14 protein-coding genes are annotated in these 19006 nt (G+C 68.0%); 1 reads left to right on the top strand and 13 read right to left on the bottom strand.

Annotated features, from left to right (window positions below; translation table 11 throughout):
• Positions 1 to 3: 3 nt before the first annotated feature.
• The 6 genes from hutH to hutC form a co-directional block, all read right to left on the bottom strand.
• Positions 4 to 1533 (bottom strand): histidine ammonia-lyase, encoded by a 1530-nt coding sequence (gene hutH / locus ACFW0H_RS07810; protein ID WP_422913326.1) that lies wholly within the window; start codon positions 1531 to 1533, stop codon positions 4 to 6.
• Between the two features lie 92 nt (positions 1534 to 1625).
• On the bottom strand, positions 1626 to 3071 hold the full coding sequence (locus ACFW0H_RS07805) for a purine-cytosine permease family protein (protein WP_422913325.1): 1446 nt from the start codon (positions 3069 to 3071) through the stop codon (positions 1626 to 1628).
• Between the two features lie 173 nt (positions 3072 to 3244).
• Positions 3245 to 4915, bottom strand: coding sequence for a urocanate hydratase (gene hutU / locus ACFW0H_RS07800; protein WP_422913324.1), 1671 nt, complete (start codon positions 4913 to 4915; stop codon positions 3245 to 3247).
• A 291-nt stretch (positions 4916 to 5206) separates the two neighbouring features.
• On the bottom strand, positions 5207 to 6232 hold the full coding sequence (locus tag ACFW0H_RS07795) for an ABC transporter substrate-binding protein (RefSeq protein ID WP_422913323.1): 1026 nt from the start codon (positions 6230 to 6232) through the stop codon (positions 5207 to 5209).
• A 248-nt stretch (positions 6233 to 6480) separates the two neighbouring features.
• Positions 6481 to 7068: a HutD/Ves family protein gene (locus ACFW0H_RS07790; protein WP_422913322.1), complete on the bottom strand. Its 588-nt coding sequence runs from the start codon at positions 7066 to 7068 to the stop codon at positions 6481 to 6483.
• Positions 7065 to 7775 (bottom strand): histidine utilization repressor, encoded by a 711-nt coding sequence (hutC, locus tag ACFW0H_RS07785; RefSeq protein ID WP_422913577.1) that lies wholly within the window; start codon positions 7773 to 7775, stop codon positions 7065 to 7067. The genes ACFW0H_RS07790 and hutC overlap by 4 nt, the downstream gene beginning before the upstream one ends.
• A gap of 219 nt (positions 7776 to 7994) precedes the next feature.
• On the opposite strand from hutC, the gene ACFW0H_RS07780 reads away from it, so the two are divergent.
• Positions 7995 to 9359, top strand: a complete 1365-nt coding sequence (locus ACFW0H_RS07780) for a formimidoylglutamate deiminase (RefSeq protein WP_422913321.1) — start codon at positions 7995 to 7997, stop codon at positions 9357 to 9359.
• A 126-nt stretch (positions 9360 to 9485) separates the two neighbouring features.
• On the opposite strand, the gene ACFW0H_RS07775 is transcribed toward ACFW0H_RS07780, so the two are convergent.
• The 7 genes from ACFW0H_RS07775 to ACFW0H_RS07745 all read right to left on the bottom strand — a co-directional run bounded on the left by ACFW0H_RS07775 (position 9486) and on the right by ACFW0H_RS07745 (position 18993).
• Positions 9486 to 10052: a lipocalin family protein gene (locus tag ACFW0H_RS07775; RefSeq protein ID WP_422913576.1), complete on the bottom strand. Its 567-nt coding sequence runs from the start codon at positions 10050 to 10052 to the stop codon at positions 9486 to 9488.
• Positions 10052 to 10306, bottom strand: a complete 255-nt coding sequence (bamE, locus tag ACFW0H_RS07770) for an outer membrane protein assembly factor BamE domain-containing protein (protein WP_422913320.1) — start codon at positions 10304 to 10306, stop codon at positions 10052 to 10054. Before bamE ends, ACFW0H_RS07775 begins: the two co-directional genes overlap by 1 nt.
• Before the next feature lie 114 nt (positions 10307 to 10420).
• Complete coding sequence (locus ACFW0H_RS07765) at positions 10421 to 11020, bottom strand: DUF924 family protein (protein ID WP_422913319.1); 600 nt, start codon at positions 11018 to 11020, stop codon at positions 10421 to 10423.
• A 3-nt stretch (positions 11021 to 11023) separates the two neighbouring features.
• Positions 11024 to 12034, bottom strand: coding sequence for a class 1 fructose-bisphosphatase (locus ACFW0H_RS07760; RefSeq protein ID WP_422913318.1), 1011 nt, complete (start codon positions 12032 to 12034; stop codon positions 11024 to 11026).
• Positions 12035 to 12183: 149 nt separating this feature from the next.
• Complete coding sequence (locus tag ACFW0H_RS07755; RefSeq protein ID WP_422913317.1) at positions 12184 to 13839, bottom strand: histidine kinase N-terminal 7TM domain-containing diguanylate cyclase; 1656 nt, start codon at positions 13837 to 13839, stop codon at positions 12184 to 12186.
• A 172-nt stretch (positions 13840 to 14011) separates the two neighbouring features.
• Positions 14012 to 15394, bottom strand: a complete 1383-nt coding sequence (locus tag ACFW0H_RS07750) for a DUF3999 domain-containing protein (RefSeq protein WP_422913316.1) — start codon at positions 15392 to 15394, stop codon at positions 14012 to 14014.
• The gene (locus ACFW0H_RS07745; RefSeq protein WP_422913315.1) at positions 15391 to 18993 is read right to left on the bottom strand and encodes a DUF2339 domain-containing protein; all 3603 of its coding nucleotides are present in this window, start codon (positions 18991 to 18993) and stop codon (positions 15391 to 15393) included. The genes ACFW0H_RS07750 and ACFW0H_RS07745 overlap by 4 nt, the downstream gene beginning before the upstream one ends.
• Positions 18994 to 19006 lie beyond the last annotated feature (13 nt).

Here is a 19006-nt window from a genome sequence, read left to right as displayed (position 1 = left end):
GGCTCAAAGGCTTGGCAGCAGCTTCGCCGGCACCAGGCCGTTCAGGCAGCCGCTGGCCAGCAGGGCGCTGGCGGTCTCGATGTCCGGGGCGAAGAAGCGGTCTTCCTGGTAGTACGGCACCTGGGCACGCAGCAGACCGCGGGCCTCTTCCAGCTTCGGCGAGCTCTTCAGGCCTTCGCGGAAATCCAGGCCCTGGCAGGCGCCCAGCCATTCGATGGCGAGGATGCCGCGCACGTTGTCGGCCATGGCCCAGAGGCGCTTGCCGGCGTTCGGCGCCATGGACACGTGGTCTTCCTGGTTGGCCGAGGTGGGCAGGCTGTCGACGCTGGCCGGGTGGGCCAGGGCCTTGTTGTCGCTGGCCAGGGCGGCTGCGGTGACCTGGGCGATCATGAAGCCGGAGTTGACCCCACCGTTCTCTACCAGGAAGGGCGGCAGCTGGGACATGTGCATGTCCATCATCAGGGAGATGCGGCGCTCGGACAGCGAGCCGATTTCGGCGATGGCCAGGGCGATGTTGTCGGCGGCCATGGCCACCGGCTCGGCGTGGAAGTTGCCGCCGGAGATCACATCGCCTTGCTCAGCGAACACCAGGGGGTTGTCGGAAACGGCGTTGGATTCGATTTCCAGCACTTCTGCGGCCTGGCGCAGCTGGGTCAGGCAGGCACCCATGACCTGGGGCTGGCAGCGCAGGGAGTACGGGTCCTGCACCTTGTCGCACTTCTCGTGGGACTGGGCGATCTCGCTGCTGGCGGTGAGCAGGTCACGGTAGGCGGCAGCGGCGTCGATCTGGCCGCGCTGGCCACGGGCGGCGTGGATGCGCGCATCGAAGGGCGCGCGGGAACCGAGCATGGCCTCGACGCTGAGGGCACCGCAGACGCTGGCGGCGGCATACAGGTCTTCGGCCTCGAACAGGCCGCGCAGGGCGTAGGCGGTGGACACCTGGGTGCCGTTGAGCAGGGCCAGGCCCTCCTTGGCGGCCAGGGTCAGGGGCTCCAGGCCGGCGACGGCCAGGGCCTCGGTGGCGGGCAGCCACTCACCCTTGTAACGGGCCTTGCTCTCGCCGAGCAGCAGCAGGGACATGTGCGCCAGGGGCGCCAGGTCGCCGGAGGCGCCCACCGAGCCCTTCAGCGGAATGTGCGGATAGACCTCGGCGTTGATCAGGGTGATCAGCGCATCGATCACCTTGCGACGAATGCCGGAGAAACCACGGGCCAGGCTGTTCACCTTGAGCAGCATGATCAGGCGCACCATGGCGTCGTCCAGCGCCTCGCCGACACCGGCGGCGTGGGACAGCACCAGCGAGCGCTGCAGCTTTTCCAGGTCGGCCGGGGCGATGCGGGTCGAGGCCAGCAGGCCGAAGCCGGTGTTGATGCCGTAGGCGGTGCGGCCCTCGGCGATGATGCCTTCGACGCAGGCGACGCTGGCGTCGATCGCCTTGCCGGCGCTGGCGTCCAGAGTCAGTTGCAGGGGCTGCTGGTAGGCCTTGCGCAGGTCGGCCAGGGTCAGGTGGCCGGGTTTGAGGTGCAGGTTCATCGAATTTCTCCTAGTCCACCGCCATCCACTGGCGGCTTCGTTGCAGGTCGGACGCGGCGCCTTGCGCCACGTCCCTTGGTAAAAGTCTGGACTCAGACGCCGTTGGCGGCCTTGTCAATGCTGATCGAATCCGCCGGCAGCACCATGCGCTCCGGCACCGGGCGCTTGCTGCGGCGCGCCACTACGTAGTAGAGGACGCCGGGCACCACCAGGCCGATGATCCACGAGATATCCACACCGCCGAGCGCCTCCACCAGCGGGCCGGTGTAGAGCTTGGTGGAAATGAAGGGCAGCTGTACCAGCACGCCGATGGCGTAGACGGTGATCCCCGGGACGTTCCAGCGGCCGTAGCGGCCATCGGGATTGGACAGCGCCGGCACGTCGTAGCGCTCCCGGGTGACGAAGTAGTAGTCCACCAGGTTCACCGCGCTCCAGGGGGTGAAGAAGGTCAGCAGGAACAGGATGAAGGACTTGAACGCGGCCAGGAAGGAATGCTGGCCGAGCAGCGCCACCAGCGTGGAGGCGCCGACGATGCCCAGCACGAACAGCAGGCGCTGGGTGCGCGACACCTCGATGTGGCCACGGAAGCCGCTGATGATGGTGGCGATGCACATGAAGCTGCCATAGGAGTTCAGGGTGGAGATGGTCACCTTGCCGAAGGCGATGCTGAAGTACAGCAGGGCGGCCACGGCGCCAGTGCTGCCCAGGCCGACGACGTAGGCCACTTCATGGCCGGCGAACTGGCCGTTGGCCATGGCCGCGACGAACACCCCGAGCACCATGGCGACCTGGGCGCCGATCACCGAGCCCAGGCCGGCGGCGAGGAAAGTCTTCACCGCCGAGGTTCCGCTCGGCAGGTAGCGCGAATAGTCAGCCACGTAGGGCCCGTAGGCGATCTGCCAGGACGCGGCCAGGGACACCGCGAGCAGGAAGCTGGACCAGCTGAAATGGCGGTTCTGCAGCAGCTCGCCGACGTCGGCCAGGGTCATCACGCGGCTGAACAGGTAGATGAAGGCGATGATGCCGAGCACGCTGGCGATGCGGCCGATGTAGTGGATCACCCGGTAGCCGGACACCGCGGACAGGACGATCACCGCAGCGAAGATCAGGATACCGACGCTGTCGCTGACGCCGATCAGCTGGCCGATGGCCTGGCCGGAAAGCACGGTGCCGGTGGCGGTGAAGCCGAGGTACATCAGACACACCAGGACGATCGGGATGGCCGCGCCGTAGACGCCGAATTGCACCCGGCTGGAAATCATCTGCGGCAGGCCGAGCTTCGGCCCCTGGGCCGCGTGCAGGGCCATCACCGCGCCGCCGAACAGTTGGCCGATGAACAGGCCGATCAACGACCAGAACACGTCACCGCCCAGCACCACGGCCAGGGCACCGGTGACGATGGCGGTGATCTGCAGGTTGGCCCCCATCCAGAGGGTGAACTGGCTATAGAGGCGGCCGTGACGCTCGGCCTCGGGAATGTAGTCGATCGAGCGACGCTCGATCAGGGGTTTGGCCGATGGCTCGTGGGACTGAGTCATTCAACGGTTCTCCGCTAGGGCTGTTGTGACGATGCTCTTGTTGTTGTCCTGGTGCAGATTCGAGAACTGTCGTGCCTGCATGGCGCCTTGTGGCGCCTCCCTCGCGGGCTCAAGGCCCGTGCGCAACGCACCGCCCAGGGGACTGAGACAGCGCGTGCGCATGGGCCCGGAACTCAGCGCTTGCCGGTGATCATCGGCAGGTTCAGGCCTTGTTCCTTGGCGCAGTCGATGGCGATCTGGTAACCGGCATCGGCGTGGCGCATGACGCCAGTGCCCGGGTCGTTGGTCAGCACGCGGGCGATACGCGCCGCCGCTTCGTCAGTGCCGTCGCAGACGATCACCATCCCGGAGTGCTGGGAGAAGCCCATGCCCACGCCGCCGCCGTGGTGCAGCGAGACCCAGGTGGCGCCGCTGGCGGTGTTCAGCAGGGCGTTGAGCAGCGGCCAGTCGGAGACGGCGTCGGAACCATCCTGCATGGACTCGGTTTCGCGGTTCGGGCTGGACACCGAGCCGGAGTCCAGGTGGTCGCGGCCGATCACGATCGGCGCGGACAGCTCGCCGGAGCGGACCATCTCGTTGAACGCCAGGCCGAGCTTGGCGCGCAGGCCCAGGCCGACCCAGCAGATACGCGCCGGCAGGCCCTGGAAGCTGATGCGCTCGCGGGCCATGTCCAGCCAGCGGTGCAGGTGGGCGTCGTCCGGGATCAGTTCCTTGACCTTGGCGTCGGTCTTGTAGATGTCCTGCGGGTCACCGGACAGCGCGGCCCAGCGGAACGGACCGATGCCGCGGCAGAACAGCGGGCGGATGTAGGCCGGGACGAAGCCGGGGAAGTCGAAGGCGTTGGCCACGCCCTCTTCCTTGGCCATCTGGCGGATGTTGTTGCCGTAGTCGAAGGTCGGCACGCCCATCTTCTGGAAGTCCAGCATGGCCTGCACGTGCACGGCCATGGACTGCTTGGCGGCTTTCACCACGGCGGCCGGCTCGGTCTGCGCGCGGTCGCGGTACTGCTCCCAGGTCCAGCCGATCGGCAGGTAGCCGTTCAGCGGGTCGTGGGCGCTGGTCTGGTCGGTGACCATGTCCGGGCGCACGCCACGGCGCACCAGTTCCGGCAGGATCTCGGCGGCGTTGCCGAGCAGGGCGACGGAGATGGCCTTGCCCTCGGCGGTGTATTGGGCAATGCGCGCCAGGGCGTCGTCCAGGTCGGTGGCCTGCTCGTCGACGTAGCGGCTGCGCAGGCGGAAGTCGATGCTGGTCTGCTGGCACTCGATGTTCAGCGAGCAGGCGCCGGCCAGGGTGGCGGCCAGCGGCTGGGCGCCGCCCATGCCGCCGAGGCCGGCGGTGAGCACCCAGCGGCCGGTGAGGTTGCCGTTGTAGTGCTGGCGACCGGCTTCGACGAAGGTTTCATAGGTGCCCTGGACGATGCCCTGGCTGCCGATGTAGATCCAGCTGCCGGCGGTCATCTGGCCGTACATGGCCAGGCCCTTGGCGTCCAGTTCGTTGAAGTGCTCCCAGGTGGCCCAGTGCGGCACCAGGTTGGAGTTGGCGATCAGCACGCGCGGGGCGTTGGCGTGGGTCTTGAACACGCCGACCGGCTTGCCGGACTGCACCAGCAGGGTTTCGTCGTCATTCAGGTCCTTCAGGGTCTCGACGAGCTTGTCGTAGCACTCCCAGTTGCGCGCGGCACGGCCGATGCCGCCGTACACCACCAGTTCCTTCGGGTTCTCCGCCACCTCGGGGTCGAGGTTGTTCATCAACATGCGCAGCGGCGCTTCGGTCAGCCAGCTCTTGGCGTTCAGCTTGTTGCCACGCGGGGCGCGGATTTCGGTGTCACGGAATTTGGTCATGCCTGGCTCCTCATAGGGTGGTAGCGGTGGGCAGTGTCACTGTCTGACTGCGCGGGAAAGGCGGTGCACATCTACACACATATAAGCTTGTACATACAAGCATATGCAAGCAAGGGGCCAAATGTCTTTCCGCATTCGCGTGGGACAGCTGGAAGCCTTGCGGCACAAGGGCCGCAGCCAATGAAGATGTATAGACAAGTACGACAGGCAGGCGCCGAAAAACTGTTACCGCATGGTGAAAACGCCCATTTTCGAAGCAGTCACGCTTCGAAGTGGGGCCTTAGGTAACAGTCATTTCAGTGACGCATCGATGCGCAGGGCCACCTCCGCCGGCACCCACTGCGCCCAGATATCCCGATGCTGGCGATAGAAGGCATCGGCCATGGGCGCGGCCTCGGCGTGCTCCTCGGCCATGCGCGCGAGGATGCCGTTGAACAGCGGCAGGGGAATCTCCAGCTTCTCGAAGGCCTGCACCAGCGGCGGAGCCTTCTCGCGCAGGTCACGGGAGACGCCGATGGCGATCTTCGCCGGCAGCGAGCGGGTGCCGATGGGCTTGGGGTTGCTCGGATCGATCAGGGTTTCCCAGGCCTTCTGGTCGAAAGGGGGCTCCTCCAGCTGCACCAGTTGGTAACGGCCCATCAGCGGTGTGGGCGACCAGTAGTAGAAGAGGATCGGCTGGCGCTGGCGGATCGCCGAGCTGATCGCCGCATCCAGCGCCGGCCCGGTGCCGGTGCGGAAGTTCACGTAGCTGTCTTCCAGACCGTAGGCCTTGAGCTTCTGGCTGTTGACCCCTTCGCAGGTCCAGCCCGTGGGGCAGTTGTAGAAGCGCCCCTTGTCGGGCGATTCCGGGTCCTTGAACAGCGCCTTGAAGCGCGGCAGGTCGCTGACCGAACGCAAACCGGCGGCGGGCGCGCCCTCGCCCTTCACCAGGTAATCCGGCACCCACCAGCCTTCGGTGGCGCCTTTCACCGGCTCGCCGACGGCGAACACTTCGCCAGCCGCCTCGGCCTTGCGCCACAGCTCGCTGCGCCCGGCCCACTGCTCGGCGATCACCTGGATATCGTTCTGCCGCAGGGCGTTCTCCATGGTCAGGGTGTTACCCGGCAGCACGTCAGTCTTGCAGCCGTAGCCTTTCTCCAGCAGGACACGCAGCACTTCAGTGGTGAACATGCCGCTTTCCCAGTTCAACCCGGCCAGCACCACAGGCTTGGGATAAGGGCATTCGGCGGCTTCGGCTTCCAGCGAGGCGGGCAGGAGCAGGGACAGGGACAGGGACAGGGACAGGACGATGGCGGCAAGGACGCTGTGGCGGGGCATGGAAGGCTCCGGTAGGCGTGGCGGGCGACAGGGTTAGGTGTAGACCCTGTGGCGCCATCGTGCCTGCTGGAGCATTGGTAGGCTTGAAACCTGTAGGGGCGAATTCATTCGCCAAGCAGACCGAAGGTTTGCCCTTCAGGTCCTTCCGGGGCAGCTGCGCCGCCCTTGGCGAATGAATTCGCCCCTGCAAAAGAAACGGCCCGCATGGGCCGCAGGCTGGGCTGCACCAGGCCAAGCCCAACCATCAATCAGCGCGGCGTCAGCTCGATCAGGCAGCAGGCGGCACCGCTCCCGCTCAGCTTCACCTCGGTGAGGGTGCCGGGCATTTCCAGGTGCAGGCAGTCATGGCGTCCCAGCACGTCGGAACGCTGGCCATCGAAGCCTAGGCTCACCCCGCCCTCGGCGGCGAACAGCAGCAGGGTGCTGGCGGCGGAGAAGAGCTTGAGCTCGCCGTCGACCCGCAGCCATTGCAGGCGCGCGGCGTAGCGCTGCGGTGAGTAGATGAGGTTGAAATCGCGGATCGCGCCGTCGATCAGGTCGCAGTGCACGGCACTGCCGCCATCGAAGGCGAAGGCATCCAGGGCACGGAGGTCGCGCGAGCGCTGGCCGTCCACTTCCAGGCGCATGCCGGCGCCTTCCAGCACGGTAATCACCCGCTGGTAGCCGGTGAAGGCGGAGAAGCCGCCTGATTGGCCGACATCGGCGATGGACAGGCGCCAGCCGAAGCCATCCAGGCCGTCGCCGGCGTCGCGGGCGATTTCCTGGGTGGAACCGGCGCCGTTCTTCCACGGCATGCGGGGGTAGTCGGCGGCACGCAGCAGGCGGGATTGGGTCATGAACCGAAACGTCCTTCGAGGCGGTAGCGGGAACCGGGATAGAGGAGGCGCGCGCTGGTCACGGTATTGCGCCCGGACCAGGTGCGCCGGCGGATCAACAGGCAGGGCTCGCCGCGCTCGATCTGCAGCAGCTTGCATTCCTCGGCATCGGCCAGGATGGCTTCGACCACATGCTCGCCCTCGGTCAGCGGCGCCACCTGGGACAGGTAGGCGTAAGGCGTCTGGCGGGTGAAATCCTGCTTCAGATAATCGGGGGCGACGGCCGGGTTCACGAAGCGGTCCTCGATCTGCACCGGCACATCGTTCTCGAAATGCACGATGCGCGAATGGAAGACCCGCTGACCTTCGCGCAGGTCCAGCGCCATGGCGCGCTCGGGGCCGGCCACTTCATCCACCAGACTGACCACCACGCAATGATGGCGGTGACCGCGCTGGGCGATCTCCTCGGCAATGTTGTGCACTTCGAATAGCGCCGACTGGCCCTTGGGCTCGGCGACGAAGGTGCCCACGCCCTGCATGCGCACCAGCAGCCCCTCGGCGGTCAGCTCGCGCAGGGCGCGGTTGATGGTCATGCGGCTGAAGCCCAGCTCGTTGACCAGTTCGCTTTCCGACGGCACGCGGTAATGCGGCGGCCAGGCCCCGCTCTGGATCTGCTGGCTGATCATCTGCTTGACGCGGGCATAGAGCGGCGCGGGGGCTTCCCCCATCTGGGCGGCCAGCGAGGATGGTGCTGTGGGCGAAATGGACACGGGTATCTCCTTGTCGGCGTGGGCTGGACAGGCGAAGCCCGGAACGGGGTGCCCGCTCCCGGCATGTACCGGATTCGACAATTCCAGACAAGTGCGCGACTGACGTGAGTTTACGTTACACGCAAACGTCTGTATATGTATATACAAATAAAACCACCCATCCCGGGGTCCCTCGCCATGTCCGCTTTCTTCGCCGAACGCGCCCTGCTGCCGCAAGGCTGGGCGCGCAACGTCCGCTTCGAAGTATCAATCAACGGCCTGCTCGAAGAGGTCCGGGCCGATGCCGGCGCGGACGGCGCCGAACGCCTCCAGGGCCCGGTGCTGGCGGGTATGCCGAACCTGCACTCCCACGCCTTCCAGCGCGCCATGGCGGGTCTGGCGGAAGTGGCGGGCAACCCCAACGACAGCTTCTGGACCTGGCGCGACCTGATGTACCGCCTGGTGGGCCGGCTCGATCCGGAGCAGGTGGAAGTCATCGCCCGCCAGCTCTATATCGAAATGCTCAAGGCCGGTTACACCGGCGTCGCCGAGTTCCACTACGTGCACCACGACGCCGATGGCCGCCGCTACGCCGACCCGGCCGAGCTGTCCCTGCGGGTCAGCCAGGCCGCCCGCGATGCCGGCATCGGCCTGACCTTGCTGCCGGTGCTCTACAGCCACGCCGGCTTCGGCGGCCAGGCACCCAACGACGGGCAACGGCGTTTCATCCACAGCACCGACAGCTACCTGGCCCTGCAGGAACGCCTGCGCGGCGAGATCGCCCGCCAGCCCAACCAACAACTGGGCCTGTGCTTCCACTCCCTGCGCGCGGTCACCCCCGAACAATTGTCCGCGGTGCTCGGCGCCGAGCAGGGCGCCCGGCCCATCCATATCCATATCGCCGAGCAGCAGAAGGAAGTGGATGACTGCCTGGCCTGGAGCGGCCGCCGCCCGCTGCAATGGCTCTACGAAAACGCCCCGGTGGATGAGCGCTGGTGCCTGGTCCATGCCACCCACGCCGAACCCGACGAAGTGGCGGCCATGGCCGAAAGCCGCGCCGTGGCCGGACTCTGCCTGACCACCGAGGCCAATCTGGGCGACGGCATCTTCCCGGCGGTGGACTTCCTCGCCCGGGGCGGCCGCCTGGGCATCGGTTCCGACAGCCATGTCTCGGTGAGCGTGGTGGAAGAGCTGCGCTGGCTGGAATACGGCCAGCGCCTGCGCGACCAGCGCCGCAACCGCCTCTACCGCGCCGACCAGCCGCAGGTGGGCCGTACCCTGTTCGACGCCGCCCTGGCCGGCGGCGCCCAGGCACTCGGCCAGCCGGTAGGCGCCCTGGAAGTCGGCAAGCGCGCCGACTGGATCGTGCTGGACGGCAACGACCCCTATCTCGCCACCGCCGAAGGTGACGCCCTGCTCAACCGCTGGCTGTTCGCCGGCGGCGACCGCCAGGTGCGCGATGTGATGGTGGGTGGCAATTGGGTGGTGCGGGATGGACGGCATGCCGCCGAGGAGGCGACGGCGAAGGAGTTTGCGGGAGTGCTGAGAAAGGTACTGGCGTGACCCCCGCTCCCCTCTCCCTGAAGGGCGAGGGGCGCTTGCCGGTGCCACGCCTTCATCTGGAGCCCGGCACCACTCCGAATTACCGGCCGGACACGCTCCTTCAGGCGCGAGTCACCCCTCTCCTTTTCAGGGAGAGGGGCTGGGGGTGAGGGCGCTGTCCGGCGTACGCCAGATCAGCAAGTCAGTGTCATAGCCCTGCCCTTCGGCCGCCTCCAGCAACCGCTCGCGGCTCTTCTCCGACACCACGGGCGTGCGCGACAGCAGCCAGAGGTACTTGCGATTGGGGTTGCCGACCAGCGCGGTGCGGTAGCCCTCGTCCAGGTAGAGCACCCAGTATTCTCCACTGGCGACACCGGGCAGCAGCCGCGAAAACCAGGTGTCGAAACTCAGCCAGAGCTTGTCGTTACGGCCTTGCACCTGGGGGACGGCCTTGCCCCGGACTTCCTTCCAGTGCCCCTCCAGCGTAAGGCAGCGGTTCAACACACCGAGGCTACCGTCGCCCTGCAGGCTGTAGTGCGCCTCGGACTGGGCGCAGCCACGCTGGAAGGACATCGGCATGCGCGCCAGCTCGTACCAGGTGCCCTGATAGCGTTCCAGGTCCACCGCCGCCACTGTGCGCGGCGCTACCGGGCCCTCACCGTGACTGGCGCAGCCAGCCAGCAGCAGGGCCGCCAGCAACGCGGCTGGACGTATCACTTGAGTCCCTTGCCGGAGAACATCAGCACCTTGTCGCCGGCGTACTGCACGCTGACGAAGGTCTTCTCGTCGCCCCAGGTGCAGCTGGTGAAGCCCACGGCGCCGGCGCACTCTGTGGGGTTGCCCAGCAGCATCTCCACCTCGGCCTTGGTCATGCCGGACTTGAGCTTGGAATAGTTCTCCTGGTTGAGCTTGTTGCAGGCGGCCAGCACCAGGCAGCAGGACAAGAGGGCGAGGGTACGCAGGGACATGAAGCACTCCTTGGCGGATGGGACGCGACAAGCTTGGCATAGCGGTCGCACGGATGCCCATTTGAGCGCCGGCCCCGGCAAAAGTGCCAGTACCCGGCGACTTTTCCTTTGGTCCTAGAAGCGCGAACCCGGCTGCAGCAGAAAGGCGGATTCCTCGGCGCTGGAGGGGCGGCCGAGAATGGCGTTGCGATGAGGGAAGCGGCCGAAGCGGGCGATCACCACCCGGTGGCGTTCGCCAAAGTCGAGGAAGTTCTCGAACAGCTCGCGCTCGGCTTCGGCGGCGCCATCCAGCAACAGGCGATAGCGGTACAGCGCGCGCTCCTGGCAGGCCAGGTCCTCGGCATGCTCCAGCACCAGGTAGACGAATACCTGGCGGATGGGTGCAAGGTCCCGCTCCAGGCCACGGGCGAGGCCTTCGGCCACCAGAGACTGGGCGCGGGCGTCGCCGGCAAACGCGCGCGGGGAATTGCGGAAGATCATGCGCGGCAGCTGGTCCAGGAGCAGGATCAGCGCCAGCCAGCCGTCCGGCTGCCCAGCCCAGTCGCCGAGCCCGCCGGCCAGGGCCTGCTCCACCAGTTCGCCGAAGCGCTCACGGGCCTCGGCGTCCTGGCTGTCCTTCTTGCCGAACCACAGTCTCTGGCGCGCCGCGGCGGTCTGGCTGGCAGAGGCCTCGGGGCCGAACCACCAGTCGAGCAGCGGCTGCCAGGACTGCATGGGTTACTCCTGGTGGTAACCGGTAACGCGGGCGACTTCTTCCTTGGAACCGAGGAAGACCGGCACGCGCTGGTGCAGGGAAGTCGGCTGGATGTCGAGGATGCGCTGACGGCCGTCGGTGGAGGCGCCGCCGGCCTGCTCGATGATGAAGGACATCGGGTTGGCCTCGTACATCAGGCGCAGCTTGCCGGGCTTCTCCGGCTCACGGGCGTCCCAGGGGTACATGAAGATACCGCCGCGGGTGAGGATACGGTGCACGTCCGCCACCATGGAGGCGATCCAGCGCATGTTGTAGTTCTTGCCCAGGGGGCCGGTCTTGCCGGCCAGCATTTCGCCGACATAGCGCTTCACCGGGGTCTCCCAGTGACGCTCGTTGGACATGTTGATGGCGAACTCGGCGGTGGTTTCCGGTACACGGATGTTGTCGTGGGTGAGCACGAAGCTGCCCAGCTCGCGGTCCAGGGTGAAGCCCTTCACGCCGTCGCCCAGGGTCAGCAGCAGCATGGTCTGCGGGCCGTAGATGGCGTAGCCGGCGGCCACCTGCTTGGCGCCCGGCTGGAGGAAGGCCTCCTCATTGAGGCTGTCGTTCTGGGACAGGTACTGCTCGGGGCAACGCAGCACCGAGAAGATGGTACCGACCGACACGTTGACGTCGATGTTGGAGGAACCGTCCAGCGGGTCGAATACCAGCAGGTAGGCACCCTTGGGGTACTTGCCGGGGATCTGGTAGGCGTTGTCCATCTCCTCCGACGCCATGCCGGCCAGGTGACCGCCCCACTCGTTGGCTTCCAGCAGGATTTCGTTGGACATCACGTCCAGCTTCTTCTGCACTTCGCCCTGTACGTTCTCGGTGCCCATGCTGCCGAGCACGCCGCCCAGGGCGCCCTTGGACACCGCATGGCTGATCTCCTTGCACGCACGTGCGACAACCTCGATGAGGAAGCGCAGATCGGCAGGAGTGTTGTGGCTTCTGGTCTGCTCGATCAGGTAGCGACTCAGGGTAACGCGGGACATGGAATGGCTCCGGAGGGGTGGAAAAATGCGCGCAGTTTAGCGCGAGTAAGTTCGCAATGCCTCACAGTGGGATGGAAGGCGGCAAGGAAATTCGCCGCTGATTCCCACGCGGCTTACGAAATCATCTGACGCCACAGGCGAGCCGGGGTTCAGCCATTGGTCGCCGCGGAGGCCGGCATCCGCCGCACCTGGTTGCGGCCACCGCGCTTGGCCTCGTAGAGCGCGGCATCGGCAGCCTGCATCAGGTCCTCCAGCGTCTGCCCCTGGGCCGGCCATACCGCCAGGCCGGCCGAGAGGGTGACCGTCAGGCTCCCCTCACGGGTGGGCAAGGACCGAGCGGCCAGGTCGCGGCACAGCGCCTGCAGCCGGGAATAGGCTTCGTCGCCCGACGCCCCCGGCAGCAGCAGCAGGAACTCCTCGCCGCCGATGCGGAAGACCGCGTCGCTGCCACGCAGGTTGCCGGTGAGGTGGATGGCCACGGCTCGCAGTACGTCGTCGCCAACCAGATGGCCATGGCAGTCGTTGAGCCGCTTGAAGTGATCGAGATCGATCAGTGCCAGGGCAATGGGCGTGCGCTCGCGCTGGCTGCGCAATATCTCGCGGCTGAACAGCTCGCCCAGGTGACGGCGGTTGTACAGGCCGGTCAGCGGGTCGCGCAGGGCCTGCTCCTGCAACTGCTCGTGCAGGCGGGTGATGGTGCGCAGGCGCTCTTCGCTGGTCGCCAGGGCTTCGGCCAGCTTGAGTTCGCTGCAATGGCGCGCGGTGATGTCACGCAAATAGAACATCTGCCCGAGGATGACGGTACCGCCGCGGGTGACCCGCTCGATCTCGCGGGAGCGCACCTCGAAATAACGCGATGAGCTGGCCGGCATCAGCAACATCTCCTGCTCGCCGGCGGCCAGCATCGCTTCCAGTTCGGCCCCGCACACCGGCCAGTTGGCCAGCGCCATGCCCTGCCAGTCGCCGGACTGCCCGGCCAGCGCCAGGGCGGCGGGGTTGGCGTCTATCACCCGGCGCCGCGGATCGACCACCAGCACCGGGTCGGGTAATTCCTCCAGCAACAGGTGGCGCGCCACCGGCAGCAGGTCGAACAGGCGCACGCCGAGGATCAGGCAGGCGAAGGCCACCAGGGTGAAGGCGAAGCTGAAGGGGGTGGGGTCGAAGCCGAACAGCGTCCAGCCGTAGACCACGTAGCTGAGGTTGGCGCCCCAGGGCACGCAGGTGACCAGCACGAAAGCCAGGTAATGCCGGCGATGCACGCCGTGGCTGGCCAGGGCCGCACGGGTCACCACGGCCAGGCAGAAGATCATGAAGACGTAGACGTAGATGGCCACGGCGTCGAACAACGGGCCGTGGTCGTAGCGGATCGCAGCGCCCAGGCTGTCGTCCACCGGCTGGGTGCCGGGGCCGTAGAACAGCTGGTGCCAGGGGTTGCTCAGGGCCATGGCGGAGGCCACCAGCGGGCCTATGCCGAGCAGCAGGTAGCCGCGCAGGCTCAGGGGTAAGCGGATGCTGTTGACGTACTGCCAGAGGAATACCGCCCACAGGGTCGGCACGGCGATGATCCCCGGCCAGGCCATGCCGGCCCAGAACACCTTGCACTGCGGCGCCTGCGCCGCCAGCTCCAGGCCGGCGGCGGCCAGCCACCAGAAGATGCCCATGTGCAGGACGATGAAGCTCTCGCGGCCGGGGAAGTGGCGCTGGCGATTGACCCAGCGCGCCATGAGGATCACCCCCAGGCCGACCACCAGGGTCAGGGCCACCGGAGCGTTCAGGCTCCAGCCGCTGGCCAGGCAGGCGTTCATCGCCGCGCTCCGGGGAGCGTGGGAAGACAGTTGGGCAGGCTTGCAAGGAACTGCTGAGGGCTGGGCACTGGCCGTCCTGACCTGAACGGAGGCCGTACGGGCCCCCGAAAAAAGAAAGACCAAAGATACATCAAAAAGCCATCACCGCCGCCTTGAAGCGACGACCTGGGCCTCAGGAACGGGTCGCCGGCCGGCGCAGCAGGCTGAAGGCCATCACCCCCAGCAGGCCGACGCCCAGCAGCAGCACCGCCCAGAGCCCGACACGCTTCCACAGAATCCGTTCGGCAGTCTCCCGCTGCACCGCTTGTACGCCAACCTGCGGCGGCACCGCTAGCGCTTCGGCGCGGCCGATCTTCTCCAGGCGGGCGCTGTCGTAGCCGGGCACCAGCGTGGCCAGGGGCAGCTCCGCGCGACTGGCCGAGGCATTGCCGAGGGCGAGGGTGAAAGGCGGATTGCCACGCGCGAGAAAGACCACCTGGGTGGCGTGCATGCCGACCTCCAGGCGCGGCACCTGCTGGCCGAAGCCGCCGGCGCGCTGATCCACGTTCAGGCGCAGTTGCTTGACCGCCATCCAGCCCGGCAGGTCCAGCTCTTCCCGGGCCACCTCCTTGCCGTCCTGCGGCAGCCGATAGAGCAGGCCGGTGGCCAGCGGCTGCCACTGCGGCGCACCATCCCGGCGCCCCTCCACCTGCACCGGCAGCAGGCTCCCCGGGCGCTCGACGGCGATGTGCAGGCGTTCGATCGGCAGGCCCAGCGGCAGCTCCCAGAGGTACTGGCCGTCCTTCGCGTTGACCGGCTCCAGCGGCGCCGACCAGGCCATCGCCGCCGGCAGGCTCTCGCGACTGGCGCTTTCCACCTTGATCACACTCAGTTCCGGTGCCTGTTGCGGGCTCTGCCAGAGCAGGCGCAGGTAACGCGCCTTGCGCCCCGGCAGGCTGACCTCGCGCTGGTCGATGCGCTGGTCGGCGTAGGACAGCCGGGCCACCTGCCCGTCACCCCAGGACTCCCAGTGCTGCAGGTCGTCGCTGGCCTCGATGCGGAAGTGCTGGAAGCCGTCTCCGCCATTCCACTCCAGGCTCAGCTTTTCCAGCGGCGCCTCGACGGCGCTGGCGTCCAGCAGCCAGCCGCGCAACTGCTCGCCGGCTGAAACCGGGCTATTCGGCACCACCTGCACCACGGTACCGGTGGTGCTGCGTTCCACCCGCACGCTGGGTACGCCGGCGGCGTCCTGGGCCGGGCCACGCAGCGGGAAGCCGCGCAGCACATGCTCGTGGCGGGCGCGGCGTTCGCCGCTGCTGCTGCGGGTCAGGGCGTAGGCCAGGGTTTCGCCTTCGGCGTTGAACACTCGCAGGTCGCGCAGGTCGGCGTGGCGCGCCGCGAAGTGCAGGGCCATGGGCAGCTCCAGCCGGTACCAGGGCCCCTCGCCTTCCAGGCGCAGTTCGACCCGGGTGGCGAAATCCTCCGGCTGCTCAGCGGCCAGCAGGGGTTGGCAGAGCAGCCCCAGGCCCGCCAGCAGGGCCAGGCCGGGGCGGCGCAGACAAGACAGATCGATCATGCGTTGACCCGCTCCTCTTCAGGTTCAGCGCGCCTGGGCGGCAGTGGCGCGAAATAGCCGACGACCAGCAGCAGCACGCCGACGCCGATGAAAGACACGATGCGCTCCAGGCCGCCGCGGTTGCCCAGCTCGACGAAGAACAGCTTGGCCACCACCAGCGCGATCAGCGCCGCCCCCACCAGCCAGAGTTCGCGACGGGCGCGCAGGTGGCCGCCGACCATCAGGCCGAGGGCGATGCTGGTCCAGACGATGGACAACCCCGCCTGCACCTGCATGGACTCCAGCTGCGCCTCCAGCTGATAGGGCACGCCGCCCCAGTGGTGGGCGCAACGGAACACCGCAGCGGTGGCCAGGGCGAACAGCGAGACGCCCGCCACCGCCGTGGTCAACCAGGCCGGCTGCACGGCCAGGCCGAATTGCGGCAGGCAATCCCGCAGCCAGAGGCAGACACCGAGCAGGGCGAACAGCAGGCCCAGCTCCAGGGGGTTGAACAACGGCAGGTAGGGCAGCGGTTCGGCGGCGCCGTCGCTCCAGGCGTTGGCGATCCAGAACCAGGCAAGCATCAGCAGCGCCAGCGGCAGGGAGGCCCAGAGACGGTATTCCCGTGGGTAGGCTGCCACCGGCCAGGGCAGGCCCGGCCGCAGCGCCACCAGCAACAGCCAGGCGCTCGGCAGCAGCGCCCAGCCCAGCCAGCGCCAGGCGTTGTACTGCTCGGACAGCAGCATCAGCAGGTAGCGCAGTTCCAGGGCCAGCACGCCGAGCAGCAACCAGCAGCCCAGCACATGGGCGGCGCTGCGCGTCCCCGCCGGCAGCAGGCCATCGAGCCGCCGCAGGGCCAGCAGGTGCACGACGAACAGCGCGCCCCATCCACCCCAGCCGAAATCCGCCGCCGGGTGATAGCGCGGCTGCCAGGCAACGGCCAGCGCCAGCACGCCGGCCGGCGCCAGCGACAGACAAAGCAGCGCCAGGGCACGCCACTGTTCGCGCCCGGCCAGCCAGGTAGCGAAGGCGACGCTGGCGGCGGCGAGCAAGAGGGCCAGGGGCACCTCTTGCCCCGGTGCCGCGAAGCGGCCGATTTCCGCCAGCCAGGCCAGGGCCCACCAGCCCGCACTCCAGGCCAGCAGCAGTTGCGCCAGATGCACGAGGCTGAGCCCGCCCATCGCCGCCTCGCCACGCGCCACCCGTTGCAGACGCCAGGCCCCGACGAAGGCCGCCAGGGCCAGCACCGCCGGGGTCCAGAAACCGGCATGGGCCAGCGGGCGCAGGCCTTCGCCACTCGGCTCGCCCAGCAGCAGCGGGCTCACCGCGAGGAAACTCATGCCCGCCAGCAGTTGCAGGAACAGACCGAAGTAGAAGCCCGCCCGCTGCTGCAGCTGCAGGCTGAGCCAGAGGATCAGCAGTCCGCTGCCGGCCCAGACGGCGCCGGCGGTACGCCAGGGCAGCACGAAGAGTACCGCCAGGTTGACGAAGGCCAGGCCCGCCAGCAGCACGAAGGACAGCCCGCGCAACAGGCGTGCGTCGCTGCGCGCCAACGGGTCACGGGCAGCCAGCAGCATCCCGGCGATCAACGCCAGACCGATCAGCGAGGCCACCAACAGGCCACGCCAACCCGGTACGGCGCCGCTGCCCAGGCCGGAGCCATCCAGGTCGAGCAGGAAGACCGCACCGCCCAGCAGTTGCACCGCGAAGGCGCTGAACAGGAACGCGCGGGACTGCAGGCGCAGCCCGACGAAGAGGGTCGCAAGGCCGGCCACGGCCCAGGTGATGGCCGTACCTTCGGCGTCGAAAAGCAATGGCGCCATCAGGTAGAGGAAGGCCAGGCCGCCAGCGGCCAGCAGCGGCTTTCCGCGCTGTTCCAGCGCACTGGCGGCATCGGCCGGGGCCCGGCGCAGTTGCCAGTAGCTGAACAGCAGCGCCATGCCAAGCATCAGGGCGCCCAGGAACGAACCGTCCAGCAAGGTATCGCTTGCCGTGCGCAGCCCGCCGAGAAAGGCCACTGCCGCGCCGAACTGCAGCAGCAGGGCGAATGCCCGCGCCAACGGACGTCCCTGGCGCAGGCCGAGCCAGTAGATGCCCGCGCCTTCCACCGCCCAGGCGGCGGAGGTCCAGCGCGCATCCAGCCCCAGCGGGATGGCCAGGCTGCCGAACACCACTCCCAGGGCCAGGCAGGTTTCCACCAGCAACAGCGCGCGACCGGCGGTACGTCCGGCCAGGGTGCGGGCCAACAGCAGGTAGAACAGCCCCAGGGCCAGGGCGCTGAAGGCGGCGCCGAACTCGATATGGCGGACCAGCGCCACCTGCAGGCCGAAACCGATGATGGGCGGACCGAACAGCACGGTGCCGTCTACCATGTCGGCCTGGCGCGCCGACCAGCGCAACAGCTCGTCACGCTCTTGCGGCGCGTCCCCCGCCTCGGCCAGCTTGCTGCGGGCGAAGAGCAGGCCGATGCCGACATACATCAGGAAGAACAGCACCAGGAAGGGCTCGGTGCTGGCGAACAGTTCAGGCCGGTAGGAACGCAGGCCCCAGGCGAAGCCGATACCGAAGGTACCGATGAAGCCGATCAGGTTGAGCAGGCGCCAGGCCTTGAACCAGGCGATGGCGAAGATGCCGGTATTGAGCAGGGCGAAATAGCTGAACAGCGCCACATGGTCGCCGCTGCCGCTGGAGGTCAGGATGGGCGCGGCGAAACCGCCCAGGGCAGCGGCGGCGGCCAGGCCCAGCGCGTCCTGGGCCACCGCGAGGATGGCGGAGAACAAGGTCACCGCGACCAACAGGGCGAAGGCCATCTTCGGGTCCAGCAGCGGGTGCAGGCGCATGGCGGCGAACACTGTCAGGTAGAGCACGGCGATGCCAGCGCCCTGGAGCATCAATCCGTAGCCGGGGTTGCGCCGGCGCAGCCACCAGCCGAGGCCGAGCAATGCGATGGCGGCAAGGGCCACCCCGGCGTAGCGCAGCTCAATCGGCACCACCATGCCTTCGGTGGCGTAGCGCAGCAGGAAGGCCAGGCCGAGGAACAGCAGCACCACGCCGACGCGCAGCACGGTATTGCCACCGAACAGCCAGTTGCGGGCTGCGGCGAAACCACGTTCGAGCAGGGAGGGTTCACGGGGCCTCGGCGGCTTCGGCGGGGCCTGGCGGGGTGCCTCGCGCCGGGCTTCCTGGCCCCAGGCAGCGTCGCTGGCGGCAGCGGCCGGCGCGGGCTTCGCCTCGGCCGCGGCGATGGGCTCCTCCGCCACCTCGGCCGGCAGCTCCCAGACTAGCTCGGCATCGCTCTCCGGCACGGCTTCGGGTTCGGCCGTCGGCGCCACCGACTCGGCAACGGGTGGAGGTGGGGGCGGGGGCGCTTCAGCAGCCGGCTGCGCCCCGCCCTGCTCCACCTTGAGCAGGCGCTCGTGGATGGCCCGGGTGCCCTTGTCGAAACGAGCGGCGAAACCGTCCAGCGCCTTGCGCAACTCGGCGTTCTCCCGTGCCAGAGCCTGGAGGCGAATGGCCTGGCCCAGCCCCAGGCCCATCAGGCCGCCGAGCAACGCCCCGACGACGCCTTCATCGATTGCGGCCCCGAAGGCCAGGCCAACCAGCATGAAAATCCATTGCATGCAGTGTCATCCC

This window comes from Metapseudomonas cellulosilytica (assembly GCF_049334135.1).
GTDB lineage: Bacteria > Pseudomonadota > Gammaproteobacteria > Pseudomonadales > Pseudomonadaceae > Metapseudomonas.
Note: the sequence above shows the minus strand (reverse complement) of the source record. Positions and strands in the feature narration are given on the sequence as shown.

Excerpts from the sequence above, each read along its gene's own strand:
- hutU (WP_422913324.1), bottom strand. The coding sequence starts at position 4,915 with ATGACCAAATTCCGTGACACCGAAATCCGCGCCCCGCGTGGCAACAAG.
- ACFW0H_RS07790 (WP_422913322.1), bottom strand. The coding sequence starts at position 7,068 with ATGACCCAATCCCGCCTGCTGCGTGCCGCCGACTACCCCCGCATGCCG.
- ACFW0H_RS07795 (WP_422913323.1), bottom strand. The coding sequence starts at position 6,232 with ATGCCCCGCCACAGCGTCCTTGCCGCCATCGTCCTGTCCCTGTCCCTG.
- hutH (WP_422913326.1), bottom strand. The coding sequence starts at position 1,533 with ATGAACCTGCACCTCAAACCCGGCCACCTGACCCTGGCCGACCTGCGC.
- ACFW0H_RS07780 (WP_422913321.1), top strand. The coding sequence starts at position 7,995 with ATGTCCGCTTTCTTCGCCGAACGCGCCCTGCTGCCGCAAGGCTGGGCG.
- ACFW0H_RS07750 (WP_422913316.1), bottom strand. The coding sequence starts at position 15,394 with ATGATCGATCTGTCTTGTCTGCGCCGCCCCGGCCTGGCCCTGCTGGCG.
- bamE (WP_422913320.1), bottom strand. The coding sequence starts at position 10,306 with ATGTCCCTGCGTACCCTCGCCCTCTTGTCCTGCTGCCTGGTGCTGGCC.
- hutC (WP_422913577.1), bottom strand. The coding sequence starts at position 7,775 with ATGGGGGAAGCCCCCGCGCCGCTCTATGCCCGCGTCAAGCAGATGATC.
- ACFW0H_RS07765 (WP_422913319.1), bottom strand. The coding sequence starts at position 11,020 with ATGCAGTCCTGGCAGCCGCTGCTCGACTGGTGGTTCGGCCCCGAGGCC.
- ACFW0H_RS07745 (WP_422913315.1), bottom strand. The coding sequence starts at position 18,993 with ATGCAATGGATTTTCATGCTGGTTGGCCTGGCCTTCGGGGCCGCAATC.
- ACFW0H_RS07760 (WP_422913318.1), bottom strand. The coding sequence starts at position 12,034 with ATGTCCCGCGTTACCCTGAGTCGCTACCTGATCGAGCAGACCAGAAGC.
- ACFW0H_RS07755 (WP_422913317.1), bottom strand. The coding sequence starts at position 13,839 with ATGAACGCCTGCCTGGCCAGCGGCTGGAGCCTGAACGCTCCGGTGGCC.
- ACFW0H_RS07805 (WP_422913325.1), bottom strand. The coding sequence starts at position 3,071 with ATGACTCAGTCCCACGAGCCATCGGCCAAACCCCTGATCGAGCGTCGC.